The organism is Kitasatospora sp. NPDC004723 (genome assembly GCF_040609255.1).
In the GTDB taxonomy this organism is placed as follows: domain Bacteria; phylum Actinomycetota; class Actinomycetes; order Streptomycetales; family Streptomycetaceae; genus Kitasatospora.
Map to the genome: position 1 here is coordinate 21,520 of NZ_JBEXJT010000044.1, position 16,180 is coordinate 37,699.

The following is a 16,180-nucleotide window of genomic DNA, read 5'->3' on the forward strand; positions in this document are numbered from 1 at the left end:
GGTCGGCCCCTCCGGGATCAGGTCCGGTGCGGCGCGTACAGCGCCCGCTTGTCGATGTAGCGGACCACGCCGTCCGGGACGAGGTACCAGACCGGCTCGCCCTTGGCGACCCGGTTGCGGCAGTCCGTGGAGGAGATGGCCAGCGCCGGGACCTCCACCAGGGAGACCCCGCCCACCGGAAGCCCGGCGTCCGACAGAGTGTGCCCCGGCCGGGTGCACCCGATGAAGTGGGCGAGCGAGAAGAGCTCGTCGGAGTCCCGCCAGGAGAGGATCTGGGCCAGCGCGTCGGCGCCGGTGATGAAGAAGAGGTCGGCGTCCGGGTGCAGCGCGTGCAGGTCGCGCAGGGTGTCGACGGTGTACGTCGGGCCCTCGCGGTCGATGTCGATGCGGCTGACCGAGAACTGCGGGTTCTCTGCGGTGGCGATGACCGTCATCAGGTAGCGGTCCTCGGCCGCGCTGACCTGCCGGTCGGTCTTCTGCCACGGCTGCCCGGTGGGGACGAAGATCACCTCGTCCAGGTGGAACGCGCTGGCGACCTCACTGGCGGCGACCAGGTGTCCGTGGTGGATCGGGTCGAAGGTACCGCCCATCACGCCGAGACGGCGCTTCTCCGGCACCGGTACACCGGGGTTCCCGGTCTGCTCTCCCATGGCGCCACACCTTACGCGACGCGCGTTGCGGTGCGGGAACGGCCGGGTGACGGGCGTCCCGGGGGCGGTGCCGCACCCCGGGCCACCGTCGGCCGGGTCAGCGGTCCCGGTTGAAGCGGGTGGTCACGAAGAGCAGCACCAGCAGGACGAACAGCGCGGCGCCACCCGTCAGGTACGGGTTGAGGCTGTCGTGGTTGCCCCCCTCGCCCTCGTTCGCGAGGAGGTTCAGGACGGGGAGTGCGGCGGCAGTGCTCATGGTCGGCGGGACCTTCTCGACTCGGATGGCGGGCAGGGGGTTCGTGCGGGCCGGTGAGGGCCCACCCGTCATCGTACGGGGGGTTACACGGCAACCGCTCGGCGGCCCACCACGGCTGAACCGCCGTGAGCCGGGGCCCCGGAACGCCTGGCCCCGGGGCCGCGGCGACGCCGGGCCGCCGGGCCGGGTCAGTTGTTGCGGCCGGCCCGCAGCAGGATCCACGCCAGCAGGCCCACGCCGACGAACGAGGCGATCACGATGATCCGCAGGAAGAGCCCGGGGCCGTTCTCCGAGGAGATCGGGGCGGCCAGGCTGGCAAGGGCGGCGGTGGACATCTGCGGGCTCCTCGGACTGCTCGGTGCCGCGGCCTGAGGTGGCCCGGCTCTCCCGGGCATTCAGGGTAAACCGCCCTCACACCGGCGGCGCCCACCGCCCCCGCGGGCGCCGCCCGCGCCGCCCCGGACGGCTCTCGCGCCACTCGGGGCACGCCGCCGGGGACGAGTACGCAACCGCGGACGTTGTCCGGACAGTCGTTGCAGGCGAAGACCAGCGGGGGCCGGCCGGGGACCGGGGCCGCCGTCGACAGGGAGGTACCCACACATGACCGACACGACCGAGAAGACCCCGAGCCGGCGCCGCCAGCGCTTCCCGGAGATCTCCACCCGCGCCTGGGAGCACCCGGCGGACCGTTCCGCGCTCGTCGCGCTGCGCAAGCTGACCGGCTTCGACGACGTGCTGAAGCGGCTCGCCGGCCTCGTCTCCGAGCGCTCGATCCGGCTGATGTTCCTGGCCACCGCCGTGAAGACCTCCGAGCGGCAGTTCCCGGAGCTGCACGACATGGTCCGCGACGCCGCCTACGTGCTCGACCTCGACCAGGTGCCGGACCTGTACGTCACCCAGGACCCGACGGTCAACGCGTTCTGCATCGGCATCGACACGCCGGTGATCGTGGTGACCAGCGGCCTGGTGGAGCTGCTGGACGAGGAGGAGCTCCGCTCGGTGATCGGCCACGAGGTCGGCCACGCGATGTCCGGGCACGCCGTCTACCGGACGATGCTGATGATCCTCACCAACATCGCCACCCGGATCGCCTGGGTGCCGCTCGGCAACCTGGCGATCATGGCGATCGTCACCGCGCTCAAGGAGTGGTTCCGCAAGGCCGAGCTCTCCAGCGACCGGGCCGGCCTGCTGGCCGGGCAGGACCTTCAGGCCTCGATGCGGGCGCTGATGAAGCTGGCCGGCGGCCACAACCTGGCCGAGATGAACGTGGACGCCTTCCTGGAGCAGGCCGCGGAGTACGAGAAGGCCGGCGACCTGCGCGACGGCGTGCTCAAGCTGCTGCAGGTGCTGCCGCAGAGCCACCCGTTCGCGGTGGTCCGGGTCGCCCAGCTGAAGAAGTGGGCCGAGAGCGAGGAGTACCGCTCCATCCTGGCCGGCGCCTACCCGCGGCGCACCGACGACCCGGACACCTCGGTCGGTGAGCAGTGGCGGGCCGCCGCCGAGCACTACACGGCCTCGGTGAAGGAGAGCAAGGACCCGCTGATGGGGCTCATCCGCGACGTCGCTGGCGGCGCGGCCTCGGTCGGCGGCAAGCTCCGCGACACCTTCACCGGCGCCGGGCGCAGCAGCGGCAACGGCAACGGCAGCTCCACCGGCAACGGGGCCAACGGCAGCGGCAAGGACGGCGGCTCCGGCGAGAACGGCTGAGGCCCAGCCCGCAGGAACGTTTCGACGGCTCCCGGCCACCCGGCCGGGGGCCGTCGGCGCACCCGCGTGCCGCCGTGCCGCCCCGCCACCAGCCGCGAGAACCACCGGCATCGAACCACCGGCCTCAGCTGCCCGCCAGCACCCCGCACACCTGCCAGGCCGGCTTCGCGTGGTTCCCCGGGTCCACCGCCTGCGGCCCGGCCGGCGGCGCCGTGGCGTCCGTGCCCGCCAGCACCGGCTGCACCACCCCCGCCAGCGAGCCGTCGCAGGGCACCGGCCCGGCCTGGAGCACCGAGTCCACCAGCCGCAGTTGCGCCGCCGCCAGGTCGATCCGGTCGAACTCGAAGGTCAGCTGCCGCCGCACGGTCTCCAGGGTGACCGGCGCCCCGCTCTGCGCACCGGCCGGTTTCAGCGCGTAGACGAAGGTGTGGTCGGTGGTGATCCGCAGCGTGCTGCTGTCCGACTCGTCGATCCGCATCGCGCCGGCCACTTTGACGGTGTCCGCGGCCAGCGAGACCTGCGCCGGGTCGAAGCGGACCAGCCAGCCGGTCAGCGCGTGGTGCCGGTCGTCGACCGGCTGGACCACGCTCGCGTCGAACTCGGCCTGCTCACCGGGGGTGACGAAGGACCTCACCTCCGCGGTCGCCCCCTGCACCAGCACGGCGGGCGACAGCGAGGACGCCACCAGGTAGCGCTGCACGGTGTCCAGCGCCTTGGTCACCTCGACCCGGGAGAAGTGCCCGCTGGCCGCCCCGGTCGGCGTCCCCAGCCCGACCGCGCCGTCGCTGTAGCCGGGCGGCAGGCCGGCGAACGGGTTGGCCGGGTCGGCGACCGCGTGGACCGTCGAGGCCGGGCTGAGCGCCACCAGGCTCACGGTCAGCTGGCTGCCCTGGGGGCGGGCGGTGGGCCGGACCGGCGAGCTGACGCCGAAGTACACGGCGGCCCCGAACGCCAGCAGGATCACCAGCAGCAGCGCCAGCGCCTGCCGGGGCACGGTGCCGAGCGGCCCCAGCCGGACCTTCGGCCGGGTGGGCCGGCCGAACGCGCCGGACAGCCGCTCGCGCGCCGACAACTCCTGGATCCGGGCAGCCCGGACGAACGATTCGTCGAAGACGACGGACCGGTACTCGTCATCGTTTCCGGAACCACCCTCGGGCGCACCCTCCGGGGGTTCGCGCGGGTCACCCATGAGACCAGGGTAAGGCGCATCCGCGCCCCGCCACGAGGGTCCTGCCGCAGTTCACCGCAACCCCTCCGTGACCGGTCACGGCCGCCCCGGGGACGCGCCGTCGCGTCGCCCCGCCGCCCCTCCGACGCCGGTCGGCCCGCCCAGGACCGCCCCGGACCGCCCCGGACCGCCGGACCGCCGGACCGCCGCCGGTCAGCCCGTCGGCGCGGTGACCACGAGCGACGGCTCGACCGGCGCCGGCAGCGGGTCGATCCCGGGGCTGCTGCTGCCGGTCTCGGGTCTGCGCGGCGCACCGCCGGCCCCGCCCACACCCTGGTAGATCGCCGCGACCGCCACCGCGACCAGGCTCACACCCATGATCACGGCGAGCACCCAGGCCACCGGCCGGTGCCAGCGCTGCTGCGCGACGTACCGGCCGCGGTCGGCGCCGATCGGGTCGAAGCCGCCCGGGCGCCGGCGCCGCGAGCGGCGGCCGGCGGTCCGGCCCGGGCCGGACCACGGGTCGGGATAGTGGTGGTCGTCGTCGAGCCGGCTCGGGTACGGGCGCAGCTCCAGCGGCAGCCCGTCCCCGGCCGGGGCGTCGTAGCCCCAGCCCGGCCCGGCCGTGTCCGGCTCGAACCGTGCCTCGGCGGCGGCGAGCTGCCGCTCCTTGGCGGTCGGCTCGTGCACGGCGGCGGACCGCACGAAGGCCTCGTCGAAGACCACGGTGGCGAACTCGTCGTCCGCACCACCGTGGTCGGCATCGTCGGGGTACGGCAAGCCCCCCACATCGTCAGCCACGGATTCAGCGTATTACCGGGCGGGCGATTTGTCTGGGCCTCGGGGCAGTTGGTCCGTCCCCCGTGTGACGGCGGACCGGCGGCGGCCGGTCCGGCCGGGTTCAGCCGGCGTCGGCGGCGCCGCCGACGGTCGGCGTCGCCTCGCCGCGGACGTGGCCGTCACCAGTGACGATGTACTTGGTGCTGGTCAGCTCGGGCAGGCCCATCGGGCCGCGGGCGTGCAGCTTCTGGGTGGAGATGCCGATCTCGGCGCCGAAGCCGAACTCACCGCCGTCGGTGAACCGGGTCGAGGCGTTGACGGCCACCGTGGTCGAGTCGACGAGCTGGGTGAAGCGGCGGGCGGCGGCCTGCGAGGTGGTGACGATGGCCTCGGTGTGGCCGGAGGTCCAGCGGCGGATGTGGGCGACGGCGGCGTCCAGCGAGGGGACGACGGCGGCCGCGATGTCGTACGACAGGTACTCGGCCGCCCAGTCCTCCTCGGTGGCGGGCAGCACGGTGGCGGCGGAGCCCTCGGCGGCCTTGAGCACCGCCTCGTCGCCGTGCACGGTGACCCCGGCCTCGGCGAGCGCGGCCAGCGCGAGCGGCAGGAAGGCGTCGGCGACGTCCTGGTGGACGAGCAGGGTCTCGGCCGCGTTGCAGACGCTGACCCGCTGGGCCTTGGAGTTGAGCAGGATGCCCACCGCCATCGCGAGGTCGGTCTCGGCGTCCACGTAGACGTGGCAGTTGCCGGTGCCGGTCTCGATGACGGGCACGGTGGAGCCCTCGACGACGGTGCGGATCAGCGAGGCGCCGCCGCGCGGGATGAGCACGTCGACCAGGCCGCGGGCGCGCATCAGCTCCTGGACGGAGTCCCGGCTCTCGCCCGGGACGAGCTGGACCGCGTCGGCCGGCAGCCCGGCGGCGGCGACGGCGTCGCGCACCACGGCGACCAGCGCGGTGTTGGAGCGGTAGGCGGAGGCGGAGCCGCGCAGCAGCACGGCGTTGCCGGACTTCAGGCAGAGCGCGGCGGCGTCGGCGGTGACGTTGGGCCGGGCCTCGTAGATGATGCCGACGACACCGAGCGGGACCCGCACCTGCCGCACGTCCAGGCCGTTGGGCAGGGTGTAGCCGCGCACGACCTCGCCGACCGGGTCGGGCAGGCCTGCCACGTCGCGGACGTCGGCGGCGATGGCGGCGATCCGCTCCTCGGTGAGGGTGAGCCGGTCGATCACCGACTCGGCGGTGCCGGCCGCGCGGGCGCGCTCGACGTCCTCGGCGTTGGCTGCGGTGATCTCGGCGGCGCGGGCGACCAGCGCGTCGGCGACCGCCCGCAGCGCCGCGTCCTTCGCGCCGCGCGGCAGCGGGGCGAGTGCGGCGGCGGCCTCCCGGGCTCGGCGCGCTACGGCGAGGACGGGGCTGTCGGCGGTGGCGAGGTCGCTGCTCATGCGCCCAGGGTAGTGGAGGGCCCTGGCCCTCCCCCGCCCGTTTCGCCCGGTGAGACGGGCCTTCACCGCTCCCCCGTCCCAGCCCCGCACGCCCCCGCCGTCAGTAGGGGTAGACCCCGCCCAGCTGTGGGGGCGGGCCGGCGAAGCCCTCGGCGACGCGTTTGTGGTACGTCGCCCGGTCCACCACCTCCAGGCCGACGATCTCCCACGGCGGCAGTTTCGCCGTCACCTTGTGCTCGCCCCACAGCCGCAGCGCGATCGCCGCCGCGTCGTGCAGGTCGCGGGCCTGCTCCCAGTAGCGGATCTCGGCGTGGTCGGCGGCGTAGCGGGCGGTCAGGAAGAACGAGTGGTCGTAGGCCAGCCGCTCCAGACCGGCCCGCAGTTCGGTCAGCGGGGTGACCGGCCCGGCGACGCTGAGCACCACGTGCCAGAGCCGGGCCTGCTCGGGTGCGCCGGGCGGTTCGGCGGCGGGGCGCCGCTCGGTCCGGAGCCGGTGCACCGTGCCGGGTCCCTGCGGCGGTGCACCGGCCGGCCCGGCGGCTCCGTCGTCCGCGCCGCCGTCGATGCTGGTCAGCCGTCGGCCCGCGGTCCCTCCGGTCAGCGCTGCCTCGCGCCTGCGTTCCACCGGCGGCCTCCTGTTCGGCGATGTCGTGTCGTCGTACCCGCCGGCCCCGGCCGGCGCGCGTACGACCGCGCCCCTGCTCGCCCGTGGCCGGGCGTGCTCCCCGTGCGGAGCCGCCCGCGCTTCCGGCGGTCCGGCGGCGGGTCAGCCGCGCAGGACGACCAGGTCGTCGCGGTGGACGACCTCCCGCTCGTAGGCGGCGCCGAACTCCTGGGCCAGGTCCCGGGTGGACCGGCCGAGCAGGCGGGGCAACTCCCTCGCATCAAAGTTGACCAGTCCGCGCGCCACGATGTGGCCGTTTTCGGCAAGAAGGTCCACGGGATCACCCGCGGTGAACTCGCCGTCCACCTTGGTGACCCCGGCGGGGAGCAGCGAGGCGCCGCCGGAGACGACGGCCGTGACGGCGCCGGCGTCCAGGTGCAGGGCGCCGCGCGGGCTGCTGGCGTGGGCGAGCCAGAGCATCCGGTCGGAGGAGCGGCTGCCGGTGCGCAGGAACAGGGTGCCGGTGGGGCGGCCGGCGAGCGCGTCGGCGGCGTGGCTGGCGGCGGTGAGGACGACGGGGATGCCGGCGCCGGTGGCGATCCGGGCGGCCTCGACCTTGGTGACCATGCCGCCGGTGCCGACGCCGGCCTTGCCGGCGCTGCCGATCTCGATGCCGTCGAGGTCGTGCGGTCCGGCGACCCGGGCGATCCGGCTGGTGCCGGGGCGGGAGGGGTCGCCGTCGTAGAGGCCGTCGACGTCGGAGAGCAGGACGAGCAGGTCGGCGCGGACGAGGTGGGCGACGAGGGCGGCCAGCCGGTCGTTGTCGCCGAACTTGATTTCGGCGGTGGCGACGGTGTCGTTCTCGTTGACGACCGGCATGGCGCCCATCGCGAGCAGCTGGTCGAGGGTGCGGTAGGCGTTGCGGTAGTGGGCGCGGCGGCTGGCGTCCTCGGCGGTGAGCAGGACCTGGCCGACGCGCAGTCCGTAGCGGGCGAAGGAGGCGGTGTAGCGGGCGATCAGCAGGCCCTGGCCGACGCTGGCGGCGGCCTGCTGGCGGGCGAGGTCCTTGGGCCGCTTCTCCAGGCCGAGCGGGGAGAGGCCGGCGGCGATGGCGCCGGAGGAGACGAGCACGATCTCGGGGGCGTCGGGGCGGGTGCGGACCTTGGCGAGGGCGTCGACGAGGGCGTCGACCCGGTCGGCGTCGATGCCGCCGGCGGCCGTGGTGAGTGAGGAGGAGCCGACCTTGACGACGATGCGCCGCGCGGTCAGCACCTCCGACCGCAGTTCGTCCTCGCTCATCTCGGCTTCGCCCTTCCGGTGGGTGCGCTGGCGGCGGGCCCCGGCCCGGCCGTTTCCCCCGCAATCTACGCGATCGGCACGGCCGGACCGCACCGCGTTCCAGCGGCCGGACGGCGGCCCGACGGCGCCCGCGGCGGCCGTCGGGCGCCGGACGCCGCGTCAACGCGCGGGCCCCCGCCACCCGTTGGAACGGATGGCGGGGGCCCGCCCGGTGGCACGGGGCCGGTCAGTCCTCGTCGTCGCCCTCGACGGCGGCCTGACGGCCGCTGGAGAGCGCCTCGAAGGCGAGGTACTCGGCCTCGGCGGCGTCCCGGCCCTTCTGCTTCTCGCGGCGGCGGTCGACGGCCGGGCGCGGGGACTCGAAGCGGTGGTCCTCGCCGCGGCGGCCGAGCATCTCGGCGCCGGCGGCCATGGTCGGCTCCCAGTCGAAGACGACGGCGTTCTCGTCGGGGCCGATGATGACGGTGTCACCCTCCTGCGCGCCGACCTTCCACAGCTTCTCCTCGACGCCGAGGCGGGCCAGCCGGTCGGCGAGGTAGCCGACGGCCTCGTCGTTGGAGAAGTCGGTCTGCCGGACCCAGCGCTCGGGCTTGATGCCGCGGATGCGGTAGGCGCCGTCCTCCTCGGTGATGGTGAAGCCGGCGTCGTCGACGGCCGCGGGGCGCAGCACGATCCGGGTGGACTCCTCGACCGGCTTGGCGGCGCGGGCCTCGGCGACGATCTGGGCCAGGGCGAAGCTGAGTTCGCGCAGGCCCTTGCGGGAGGCGGCGGACACCTCGAAGACGCGGTAGCCGCGCTCCTCCAGGGAGGCGCGGGTGAGGTCGGCGATGTCCTGGCCGTCCGGCACGTCGACCTTGTTGAGGGCGACCAGGCGCGGTCGGTCCTCGAGGCCGCCGTACTGGGCGAGTTCGGCCTCGATGGTCTCCAGGTCGGTCAGCGGGTCGCGGCCGGGCTCCAGGGTGGCGCAGTCCAGGACGTGCACGAGGACGGAGCAGCGCTCGACGTGCCGCAGGAACTCCAGGCCGAGGCCCTTGCCCTGGCTGGCGCCGGGGATGAGGCCGGGGACGTCGGCGATGGTGTAGACGGTGTCGCCGGCGGTGACCACCCCGAGGTTGGGGATCAGGGTGGTGAACGGGTAGTCGGCGATCTTCGGCTTGGCGGCGGAGAGCACCGAGATCAGCGAGGACTTGCCGGCGCTCGGGTAGCCGACGAGGGCGACGTCGGCGACGGACTTGAGCTCCATGACGATGTCGCGGGCCTCGCCGGGCTCGCCGAGCAGCGCGAAGCCGGGGGCCTTGCGGCGGGCGGAGGCGAGGGCGGCGTTGCCGAGGCCGCCGCGGCCGCCCTGGGAGGCGACGAAGCTGGTGCCGTGGCCGACGAGGTCGGCGAGCACGTTGCCGTTCCGGTCGAGGACGACGGTGCCGTCCGGCACGGCGAGGACGAGGTCCTGGCCGTCGGCGCCGGTGCGGTGGCCGCCCGCGCCGGGCTTGCCGTTGGTGGCCTTGCGCTTGGGCGAGTGGTGGTACTCCAGCAGGGTGGTGACCTGCGCGTCGACGGTGAGGATGACGCTGCCGCCCTCACCGCCGTTGCCGCCGTCCGGGCCGCCGAGCGGCTTGAACTTCTCGCGGTGCACGGAGGCGCAGCCGTGGCCCCCGCTGCCCGCGGCGACGTGGAGTTCGACGCGGTCCACGAAGGTGGTCATGGAAGTGCCTCCGATACGAAGAAAGTGGTTCTGCCTGCGGTAAAGCGCGAAGGGTGGACCGGATCATTCCGGCCCACCCTTCAGTGTGAGTCAGGTGACTCAGGCCTCGACGGCCACGACGTTCACGACCTTGCGGCCGCGGCGGGTGCCGAACTGCACGGCACCGGCGGTCAGCGCGAACAGGGTGTCGTCGCCACCGCGGCCGACACCGGCACCCGGGTGGAAGTGGGTGCCGCGCTGGCGGACGATGATCTCGCCGGCGGAGACGACCTGGCCGCCGAAGCGCTTGACGCCGAGGCGCTGGGCGTTCGAGTCACGGCCGTTGCGGGTAGAGCTTGCGCCCTTCTTGTGTGCCATCTGGCTATCCCCTTACTTGACCGAGTCGATGCTGGTGATGCGCACCGCGGTGTGCTGCTGGCGGTGACCCTGGCGACGGCGGTAGCCCGTCTTGTTCTTGTAGCGCAGGATGACGATCTTGTCACCCTTGGTCTGGTCGACGACCTCGGCGTGGGCCTTGACGCCGGCCAGCACCCACGGGTCGGAGGTGACGGCCTCGCCGTCGACCACCAGGATGGTGGAGAGCTCCACCGAGTCACCCGGCTTGGCCTCGATACGGTCGATCTCCAGCACGTCGCCGACGGCGACCTTGTGCTGGCGGCCGCCTGCGCGAACGATCGCGTACATGCGGTACCTACTTTCCCAACTCGGTCGGAGCTCCTGATGCCAGCCACCTGGGTACGGACACAGGGGACCTCTCCCGCAGGACTCTTGCGAGCCCCGGGAGGTGATGTGCTCGGGAGCATGGCGTAGACACGCCAGTGGTCAAGAATACGGACCGGCCGCCGTGGGGGCAAACCGGCCCGTACGGGTCCGGGGCGGAGGGGGTCCGCCCCGGACCGGGCACTACTCGGCCGCCGTATCACCCTCGGCGGCCGCCGCCTTCTTGGCCGCCGCGCTCGTCCGCTTGGTGGCGGTCTTGCGGGCGGTGGTCTTCTTCGCCGCCGCCGTTGTCTTCTTGGCGGCGGTGGTCTTCTTCGCGGCGGTCTTGCGGGCCGCCCGCTTCTTGGGAGCCGGAGCCTCCTCGGCGGGCTCCTCGGCCGCGGCCGGCTCGGCGGCGGTCTCGGCGGCCGGCTCGCTGACGGCCTCGGCCTCGGTGACGACCTCGGCGACGACCGGCTCGGCCGGGGCCTGCGCGGCGGCGTCGGCGGCCGCGAGGGCCGACTCCAGCGCCGCCTCGGCCTTGGCCTGCAGCACCACGATCTCCGCCTCGCCCGGCGCACCGGCCGGGGCCGTGGCCTTGCGCACCGCCCGGCGGCGGGGCCGCCCACTGGGCGTGGTGGCGGGAGCCGGGGCGACCGGAGCCTCGACGACCGCGGCCTCGACCTCGGCCGGCGCCTCCTCGACGCCCGGCACCTCGATCGCCAGCTGGCCCTCGATCTCCTCGCGGACCGGCGCCTCGGGGGCGGTCTCGACGACCTCCACCGGCTCGACGGCCTCCACGGCCTCGACGACCTGCGGCTCCTCGTGCGCCGCGCCGCCCTTGCCCCGGCGCCGGCGCTTGCCGCCGCCCGAGCCCGCCTCGACGGCGGCCGCGCCGCCACCGGCGTGCACATGGGCGCTCGGCTGCTCCATGTGGACGATCACACCGCGGCCGTTGCAGTGCACGCAGGGCTCGGAGAAGGACTCCAGCAGCCCCTGGCCGACCCGCTTGCGGGTCATCTGCACCAGGCCCAGCGAGGTGACCTCGGCCACCTGGTGCTTGGTCCGGTCCCGGCCCAGGCACTCCAGCAGGCGGCGCAGCACCAGGTCGCGGTTGGACTCCAGGACCATGTCGATGAAGTCGATCACGATGATGCCGCCGAGGTCGCGCAGCCGCAGCTGGCGCACGATCTCCTCGGCCGCCTCGATGTTGTTCCGGGTGACCGTCTCCTCCAGGTTGCCGCCCTGGCCGACGAACTTCCCGGTGTTGACGTCGATGACGACCATCGCCTCGGTGCGGTCGATCACCAGCGAACCGCCGCTGGGCAGCCAGACCTTGCGGTCCAGCGCCTTCATCAGCTGCTCGTCGATCCGGTAGGTGGCGAACACGTCCACCTCGGAGGTCCACCGCTGGAGCCGCTCGGCGAGGTCCGGGGCCACGTTGGAGACGTAGTCGTGGATGGTGTTCCACGCCTCGTTGCCGGAGACGATGACCTTGGTGAAGTCCTCGTTGAAGATGTCGCGCACGACCCGGACGGTCATGTCCGGCTCGCCGTAGAGCAGCGCCGGGGCGTTGCCGGACGCGGCCTTCTTCTGGATGTCCTCCCACTGCTGCTGCAGCCGCTGGACGTCGCGGGTCAGCTCGTCCTCGGAGGCGCCCTCGGCGGCGGTGCGCACGATGACGCCCGCGTCGTCCGGGACGATCTTCTTGAGGATCTGCTTCAGGCGGGCGCGCTCGTTCTCCGGCAGCTTGCGGGAGATGCCGGTCATCGAGCCCTCGGGCACGTAGACCAGGTAGCGGCCGGGCAGCGAGATCTGGCTGGTCAGCCGGGCGCCCTTGTGGCCGATCGGGTCCTTGGAGACCTGCACCAGCACGGACTGGCCGGACTTCAGCACCGACTCGATCCGGCGCGGGCCGCCGTGGCCGCCGAGCGCACCGAAGTTGACCTCGCCGGCGTACAGCACCGCGTTGCGGCCCTTGCCGATGTCGACGAAGGCGGCCTCCATGGACGGCAGCACGTTCTGGACCTTGCCCAGGTAGACGTTGCCGACGTACGAGGTGGCCTGCTCCTTGTTGACGTAGTGCTCGACGAGCACGCCGTCCTCCAGGACGCCGATCTGGGTCCGCTGGCCGTTCTGGCGCACCACCATGACACGCTCGACCGACTCGCGGCGGGCCAGGAACTCGGCCTCGGTGATGATCGGCACCCGGCGGCGGCCCAGCTCGCGGCCCTCGCGGCGGCGCTGCTTCTTGGCCTCCAGGCGGGTGGAGCCCTTGATGGACTGCACCTCGTCCGGGTCGAAGGACGGCTCGGTGGAGCGGCGGCGCGGCTCGCGCACCTTCACCACCGTGCGGACGCCGTCCTCGGTGGTCTCAGCGGTCTCGACGGCGCCGGCCTCACCGCTGCGGCGGCGACGGCGGCGACGGCGGCGCGAGGAGGACAGGCCGGCGGCCAGGTCGTCGTCCTCGTCGTCCTCGTCGGCCGGCTCCTCGGCGGTGGGCTGCTCCGTCTCGGGCGCCTCGGCCTCGATCTCCTCGGCCTCGCCACGACGGCGGCGGCGGCCGCCCCGGCGACGGCGGCGCGACGGGCGGCCGTCCTCCCACTCGTCCTCGGCCTCGGGACCGGTGACGGGGGCCTCGACGGCGGCGGGCGCCTCGACGGGCGGCTCCTCGACCACGGGCTTCTCGACGACCGGCTTCTCGACGACCGGCTTCGCGGCGGCGGGCTTCGCGGCACCCCTGGCGGCCTTCGAGCGCGCCGGGGTCTGCACCCGCACCGAGGTGCGGACGCGGCGGCGGCGGCCGACGCCGCTGTACTCGAACTCGTCCTCCTCCGCGCGCTCCTCGCGCTCCTCGCGCTCCACCGGCGCGGCGGGCGCCTCGGCGGCGGCCGGCTGCGGGGCGGCCGGCGCGGACGGGGCGACGTAGGGGGCGGGCTCCTGGAAGACCGGCGCCTGGAAGATCGCGGTGGACGGGCGGACGGCGCGGCGGCGCACCCGCTGCGGCGGCTCGGCCTCGGCGGCCGGCGCGGGCGCGGGCTGCTCGACGGCGGGCGTCTCGACGACCGGCTCCTCGGCCGGGGCCTCCTCGGCCTCGGGCTCCTCGGCCACCGGCTCCTCGACGACGGGGGCGGGCTCGACCACCGGGGCGGCCTCGACCACCCGACGGCGGCGGGCACGGCGCGCGGGGGCGGCCGGAGCCTCCTCGACGGGCGCCTCGACGGCCACCGGCTCGGCGGCGACCGGCTCGACGACGGGCCCGGGCTCGGCGACGGCCTGCACCGGCTCCTCGACCGGCACGGCCTCGGCCTTCTTGCGGGTCCGGCGGGCCCGCACGGGCTTCTCGGCCTTCTCCGTCTTGTCGGCCTTCTCGGCCTTCTTCGGCGCCTCGGGCTCGGCCGCGGCCGGCGTCCCGTCGGCGTCCGGCGCGGTGACCACGATGGCGGTGGCCTCGGGCGCACCGGCGGGCGCCTCGGCCCGCTTGCGGGTGCGGCGGGCGCGCACCGGCTTCTCCGCGACCGGCTCGGCGGCGGCGGTCTCGGGCTCGGCGGCGGCCGGCACCGGTTCCTCGGCGGCGATGACCGTCTCGGCGGTCTCCGCGGCCGCGCCCTGCGGCGCACCGGCCGGGCGGGACACCGCGCGGCGGCGCCGGCGCGGAGGCGCGGCGGACGCGCCCTCGCCGCCGGACGCGGCGGTGTCGTTCTGTTCCGTTGCCGCAGACTGCTGCGGATCGGTGTTCTCGAGCATGCGGGTGGATCTCCCGTCAGGCCCCCGGGCTCCGCATCCGGGCACGGCGCGGCACCGGTGGCCGGCCGGCATCGCGACGATGCTCGGGCCGGACCCTTTCACGGTGCCGCCGCGCGGACGCGAGGCCGCACAGGGGCTCGTAGTCTCGCTCGGCGCCCCGCACTCGGCGGGGTGTCGAAAGTCTTCTGGTCTGACCAGTCTTCTGAGGTTTTCCCAAGCTGCGCCGTTCCCCAACCCCGGGTGGCTCCCGGACGGGGTCCTCGGGCCCACCGACCCTCGGGGTCGGCGGGCCGCAAGAGGCCGGCCTGTGCTTCGACGACGCTCGCTCCCCTGGGGAGCCGCGGGGGCCTGGAGGACCAGCGGGCCCAGTGGGGAACTGGACCCGGCCTCCGCCCGCTAGGCGGACGCGGTTGCGCGCGGCTCGCCGGTGGCCACAGGGCCGGCCGGGGCCGCGGCGCGGTCGAGCGCCAACGGGTCGGTCACCGTGCCGGTCCCCTCGTCGAGCGGCCCCTGCGCCAGCCTGGTCACCTCTGCGGGGACCGGCGGCGCCAGGTCGGCCGTCGCACGGAGACCGGACAACACGTCGTCGGGTCGTACGGCGGGTGTGGCGTGTCGTACTACCAGGCGCAGTATCGCACAGGGACGCCCGGTCCGAACATCGCGGGCCTCTTCACCCGCCGTGTCCGCACCGTCGACGACCTGCGGCGGGAGGAGTTCGAGAGCCGCCACCGCGCCGCGCGCGTCGAAGACCCGGACACCGTTCTTGGTGAGGCGTTCGACCTCGACCCGCTCCTCGGCGAGGAACAGCGCGATCGCGCGGCCCGCCTCCTGCGGCTCGACGCCGTCGAGCCGGACCTGCCATTCGGAGGCCTCCAGGCGCTCCACGAAGTTGGGCGTGCGCACCTCGACCGCGTCGATCACGTCGAGGCCCCCGGGCAGCGACTCGTCCAGTTGGACGCGCAGTTCCTCCGGGTCGCGGGGGGCGGCGAGCCCGATCTCCAGGTACTCCGCCTCGCTGGCCACGCCGGTCGGCGCGGCGTTGGCGTAGGACACCTTGGGATGCGGGGTGAAGCCGGCCGAGTAGGCCATCGGCACCGCCGACCGGCGCAGGGCGCGCTCGAAGGCGCGCTGGAAGTCGCGGTGGCTGGTGAAGCGGAGCCGGCCGCGCTTGGTGTAGCGGAGACGGATCCGCTGCACCGTCGGCGCGGGCGGCGGACCGTCGGGCGTACGGCGTGCCAGGTCGCTCAGTCCTTCGTCAGTTGTCCCCGTCCACAGCGGCGGCGTTTTCCCGCCACTGTCCGGACGCTGTCACCTCAAAGGGTACGCGCCCCGGCCCACCCCTCGCCCCGCCCCCGCCCGCAGCCCGGTTCTCAGTCCAGCGACCCGGGCTCCGCGAGCCACCGGGTCTTGAGCTCGGTGTGCTTGGCGATGGTCTCGAAGTCCCGGTCGTAGTGCAGCACGGTCAACCCGTGGTGCAGGGCGGTGACGGCGACCAGCAGGTCCGGAATCCCCGCCGAGCGGTGCTGGCCGTTCTTCACCAGCCGTTCCTGGATCGACAGGAGTCGCTGCCACGCGCTGTCCGGCACCGCGACCCACCCGTACACGTCGGCGAGCAAACGCTTGATCCGGCCGTAGTCCTCCACCGACCGGGCCGAGTAGAGGATCTCGACCTCGCTCGGCGCACACAGCGAGACGCGTCCGCTCAACAGCACATCGGCCCACTGGCCGCGGCACACCGGCCGGAGGATCCGCGCATGCGCGGACTTGTCGATCAGGAACTGCTCAGCACCGGCCATTCAGCGCCACGCCTCCTCCTCGAAGCCCGGCTCCAGAAGCTTGTCGAACGCGCCGTCATCGGCCAGCGCCACCAGCTGGGCGAGCGCCTGCTCGCGCCTGTAGCGCGCCCCGATCTCCTCCAGGGCCGCATTGACGGTGTCCTTCTTCGTCGTGGTACCGAGCACCTCGGCAGCCAGCGCCAGGGCTTCCTCATTGATATCGATCATCGTCTTGGCCACCCTATCCACCTCCATGAGTCAATATCAAATCAGCGAAACCAACAATAGCATCCGGACTCAAGTTCGTATATACAAAGACCCCCAGTGGATGTATCCACTGGGGGTCTCG

Annotated in this window: 16 protein-coding genes; 1 reads left to right on the plus strand and 15 read right to left on the minus strand. The window is 74.1% G+C overall.

Translation table 11 applies throughout. The features are described from left to right. Positions 1-17 precede the first annotated feature (17 nt). The 3 genes from nadD to ABZW10_RS30565 all read right to left on the minus strand — a co-directional run bounded on the left by nadD (position 18) and on the right by ABZW10_RS30565 (position 1,241). A complete protein-coding gene (nadD, locus tag ABZW10_RS30555) occupies positions 18-650 on the minus strand; it encodes a nicotinate-nucleotide adenylyltransferase (protein ID WP_355372243.1) in 633 nt (210 codons plus the stop codon). A 97-nt stretch (positions 651-747) separates the two neighbouring features. Further along, positions 748-906: a hypothetical protein gene (locus ABZW10_RS30560; RefSeq protein ID WP_344342390.1), complete on the minus strand. Its 159-nt coding sequence runs from the start codon at positions 904-906 to the stop codon at positions 748-750. A gap of 188 nt (positions 907-1,094) precedes the next feature. Then, positions 1,095-1,241 carry a hypothetical protein gene (locus ABZW10_RS30565; RefSeq protein ID WP_355372245.1) on the minus strand — a complete coding sequence of 49 codons (147 nt, stop codon included), beginning with the start codon at positions 1,239-1,241 and terminating at the stop codon, positions 1,095-1,097. A gap of 265 nt (positions 1,242-1,506) precedes the next feature. Here ABZW10_RS30565 and ABZW10_RS30570 point away from each other — a divergent pair, with 265 nt between their 5' ends. Then, entirely contained in the window at positions 1,507-2,613 is a 1,107-nt protein-coding gene (locus ABZW10_RS30570) for a M48 family metallopeptidase (protein WP_355372248.1), read from the plus strand. 124 nt (positions 2,614-2,737) lie between these two features. Here the strand turns inward: ABZW10_RS30570 and ABZW10_RS30575 are convergent, their stop codons facing one another. From ABZW10_RS30575 to ABZW10_RS30630, 12 genes are all read right to left on the minus strand, one after another. Then, positions 2,738-3,802: a hypothetical protein gene (locus tag ABZW10_RS30575; protein WP_355372251.1), complete on the minus strand. Its 1,065-nt coding sequence runs from the start codon at positions 3,800-3,802 to the stop codon at positions 2,738-2,740. A gap of 192 nt (positions 3,803-3,994) precedes the next feature. Beyond that, the gene (locus ABZW10_RS30580; protein WP_355372253.1) at positions 3,995-4,582 is read right to left on the minus strand and encodes a hypothetical protein; all 588 of its coding nucleotides are present in this window, start codon (positions 4,580-4,582) and stop codon (positions 3,995-3,997) included. Between the two features lie 100 nt (positions 4,583-4,682). Continuing rightward, positions 4,683-6,005 (minus strand): glutamate-5-semialdehyde dehydrogenase, encoded by a 1,323-nt coding sequence (locus tag ABZW10_RS30585; RefSeq protein ID WP_355372255.1) that lies wholly within the window; start codon positions 6,003-6,005, stop codon positions 4,683-4,685. 100 nt (positions 6,006-6,105) lie between these two features. Further along, positions 6,106-6,630, minus strand: coding sequence for a hypothetical protein (locus ABZW10_RS30590; RefSeq protein WP_355372257.1), 525 nt, complete (start codon positions 6,628-6,630; stop codon positions 6,106-6,108). A 141-nt stretch (positions 6,631-6,771) separates the two neighbouring features. Then, entirely contained in the window at positions 6,772-7,908 is a 1,137-nt protein-coding gene (gene proB, locus ABZW10_RS30595) for a glutamate 5-kinase (RefSeq protein ID WP_355372260.1), read from the minus strand. A 226-nt stretch (positions 7,909-8,134) separates the two neighbouring features. After that, entirely contained in the window at positions 8,135-9,610 is a 1,476-nt protein-coding gene (gene obgE / locus ABZW10_RS30600) for a GTPase ObgE (protein WP_355372263.1), read from the minus strand. Between the two features lie 99 nt (positions 9,611-9,709). Then, positions 9,710-9,967 carry a 50S ribosomal protein L27 gene (rpmA, locus tag ABZW10_RS30605; RefSeq protein ID WP_355372266.1) on the minus strand — a complete coding sequence of 86 codons (258 nt, stop codon included), beginning with the start codon at positions 9,965-9,967 and terminating at the stop codon, positions 9,710-9,712. 12 nt (positions 9,968-9,979) lie between these two features. Beyond that, positions 9,980-10,294 (minus strand): 50S ribosomal protein L21, encoded by a 315-nt coding sequence (rplU, locus tag ABZW10_RS30610; RefSeq protein WP_030309710.1) that lies wholly within the window; start codon positions 10,292-10,294, stop codon positions 9,980-9,982. Positions 10,295-10,513: 219 nt separating this feature from the next. After that, the gene (locus ABZW10_RS30615) at positions 10,514-14,056 is read right to left on the minus strand and encodes an Rne/Rng family ribonuclease (protein WP_355372268.1); all 3,543 of its coding nucleotides are present in this window, start codon (positions 14,054-14,056) and stop codon (positions 10,514-10,516) included. Positions 14,057-14,452: 396 nt separating this feature from the next. Then, positions 14,453-15,253: a TIGR03936 family radical SAM-associated protein gene (locus ABZW10_RS30620; RefSeq protein WP_355372271.1), complete on the minus strand. Its 801-nt coding sequence runs from the start codon at positions 15,251-15,253 to the stop codon at positions 14,453-14,455. Between the two features lie 173 nt (positions 15,254-15,426). After that, the gene (locus ABZW10_RS30625; RefSeq protein ID WP_355372274.1) at positions 15,427-15,852 is read right to left on the minus strand and encodes a PIN domain nuclease; all 426 of its coding nucleotides are present in this window, start codon (positions 15,850-15,852) and stop codon (positions 15,427-15,429) included. After that, the gene (locus tag ABZW10_RS30630; RefSeq protein WP_355372277.1) at positions 15,853-16,071 is read right to left on the minus strand and encodes a type II toxin-antitoxin system VapB family antitoxin; all 219 of its coding nucleotides are present in this window, start codon (positions 16,069-16,071) and stop codon (positions 15,853-15,855) included. Positions 16,072-16,180 lie beyond the last annotated feature (109 nt).

What these genes read in the sequence shown, in the direction of transcription:
- rpmA (WP_355372266.1), bottom strand. Translation starts at nt 9,967, where the DNA reads ATGGCACACAAGAAGGGCGCAAGCTCTACCCGCAACGGCCGTGACTCG.
- ABZW10_RS30625 (WP_355372274.1), bottom strand. Translation starts at nt 15,852, where the DNA reads ATGGCCGGTGCTGAGCAGTTCCTGATCGACAAGTCCGCGCATGCGCGG.
- nadD (WP_355372243.1), bottom strand. Translation starts at nt 650, where the DNA reads ATGGGAGAGCAGACCGGGAACCCCGGTGTACCGGTGCCGGAGAAGCGC.
- rplU (WP_030309710.1), bottom strand. Translation starts at nt 10,294, where the DNA reads ATGTACGCGATCGTTCGCGCAGGCGGCCGCCAGCACAAGGTCGCCGTC.
- proB (WP_355372260.1), bottom strand. Translation starts at nt 7,908, where the DNA reads ATGAGCGAGGACGAACTGCGGTCGGAGGTGCTGACCGCGCGGCGCATC.
- ABZW10_RS30575 (WP_355372251.1), bottom strand. Translation starts at nt 3,802, where the DNA reads ATGGGTGACCCGCGCGAACCCCCGGAGGGTGCGCCCGAGGGTGGTTCC.
- obgE (WP_355372263.1), bottom strand. Translation starts at nt 9,610, where the DNA reads ATGACCACCTTCGTGGACCGCGTCGAACTCCACGTCGCCGCGGGCAGC.
- ABZW10_RS30565 (WP_355372245.1), bottom strand. Translation starts at nt 1,241, where the DNA reads ATGTCCACCGCCGCCCTTGCCAGCCTGGCCGCCCCGATCTCCTCGGAG.
- ABZW10_RS30560 (WP_344342390.1), bottom strand. Translation starts at nt 906, where the DNA reads ATGAGCACTGCCGCCGCACTCCCCGTCCTGAACCTCCTCGCGAACGAG.
- ABZW10_RS30570 (WP_355372248.1), top strand. Translation starts at nt 1,507, where the DNA reads ATGACCGACACGACCGAGAAGACCCCGAGCCGGCGCCGCCAGCGCTTC.
- ABZW10_RS30615 (WP_355372268.1), bottom strand. Translation starts at nt 14,056, where the DNA reads ATGCTCGAGAACACCGATCCGCAGCAGTCTGCGGCAACGGAACAGAAC.
- ABZW10_RS30585 (WP_355372255.1), bottom strand. Translation starts at nt 6,005, where the DNA reads ATGAGCAGCGACCTCGCCACCGCCGACAGCCCCGTCCTCGCCGTAGCG.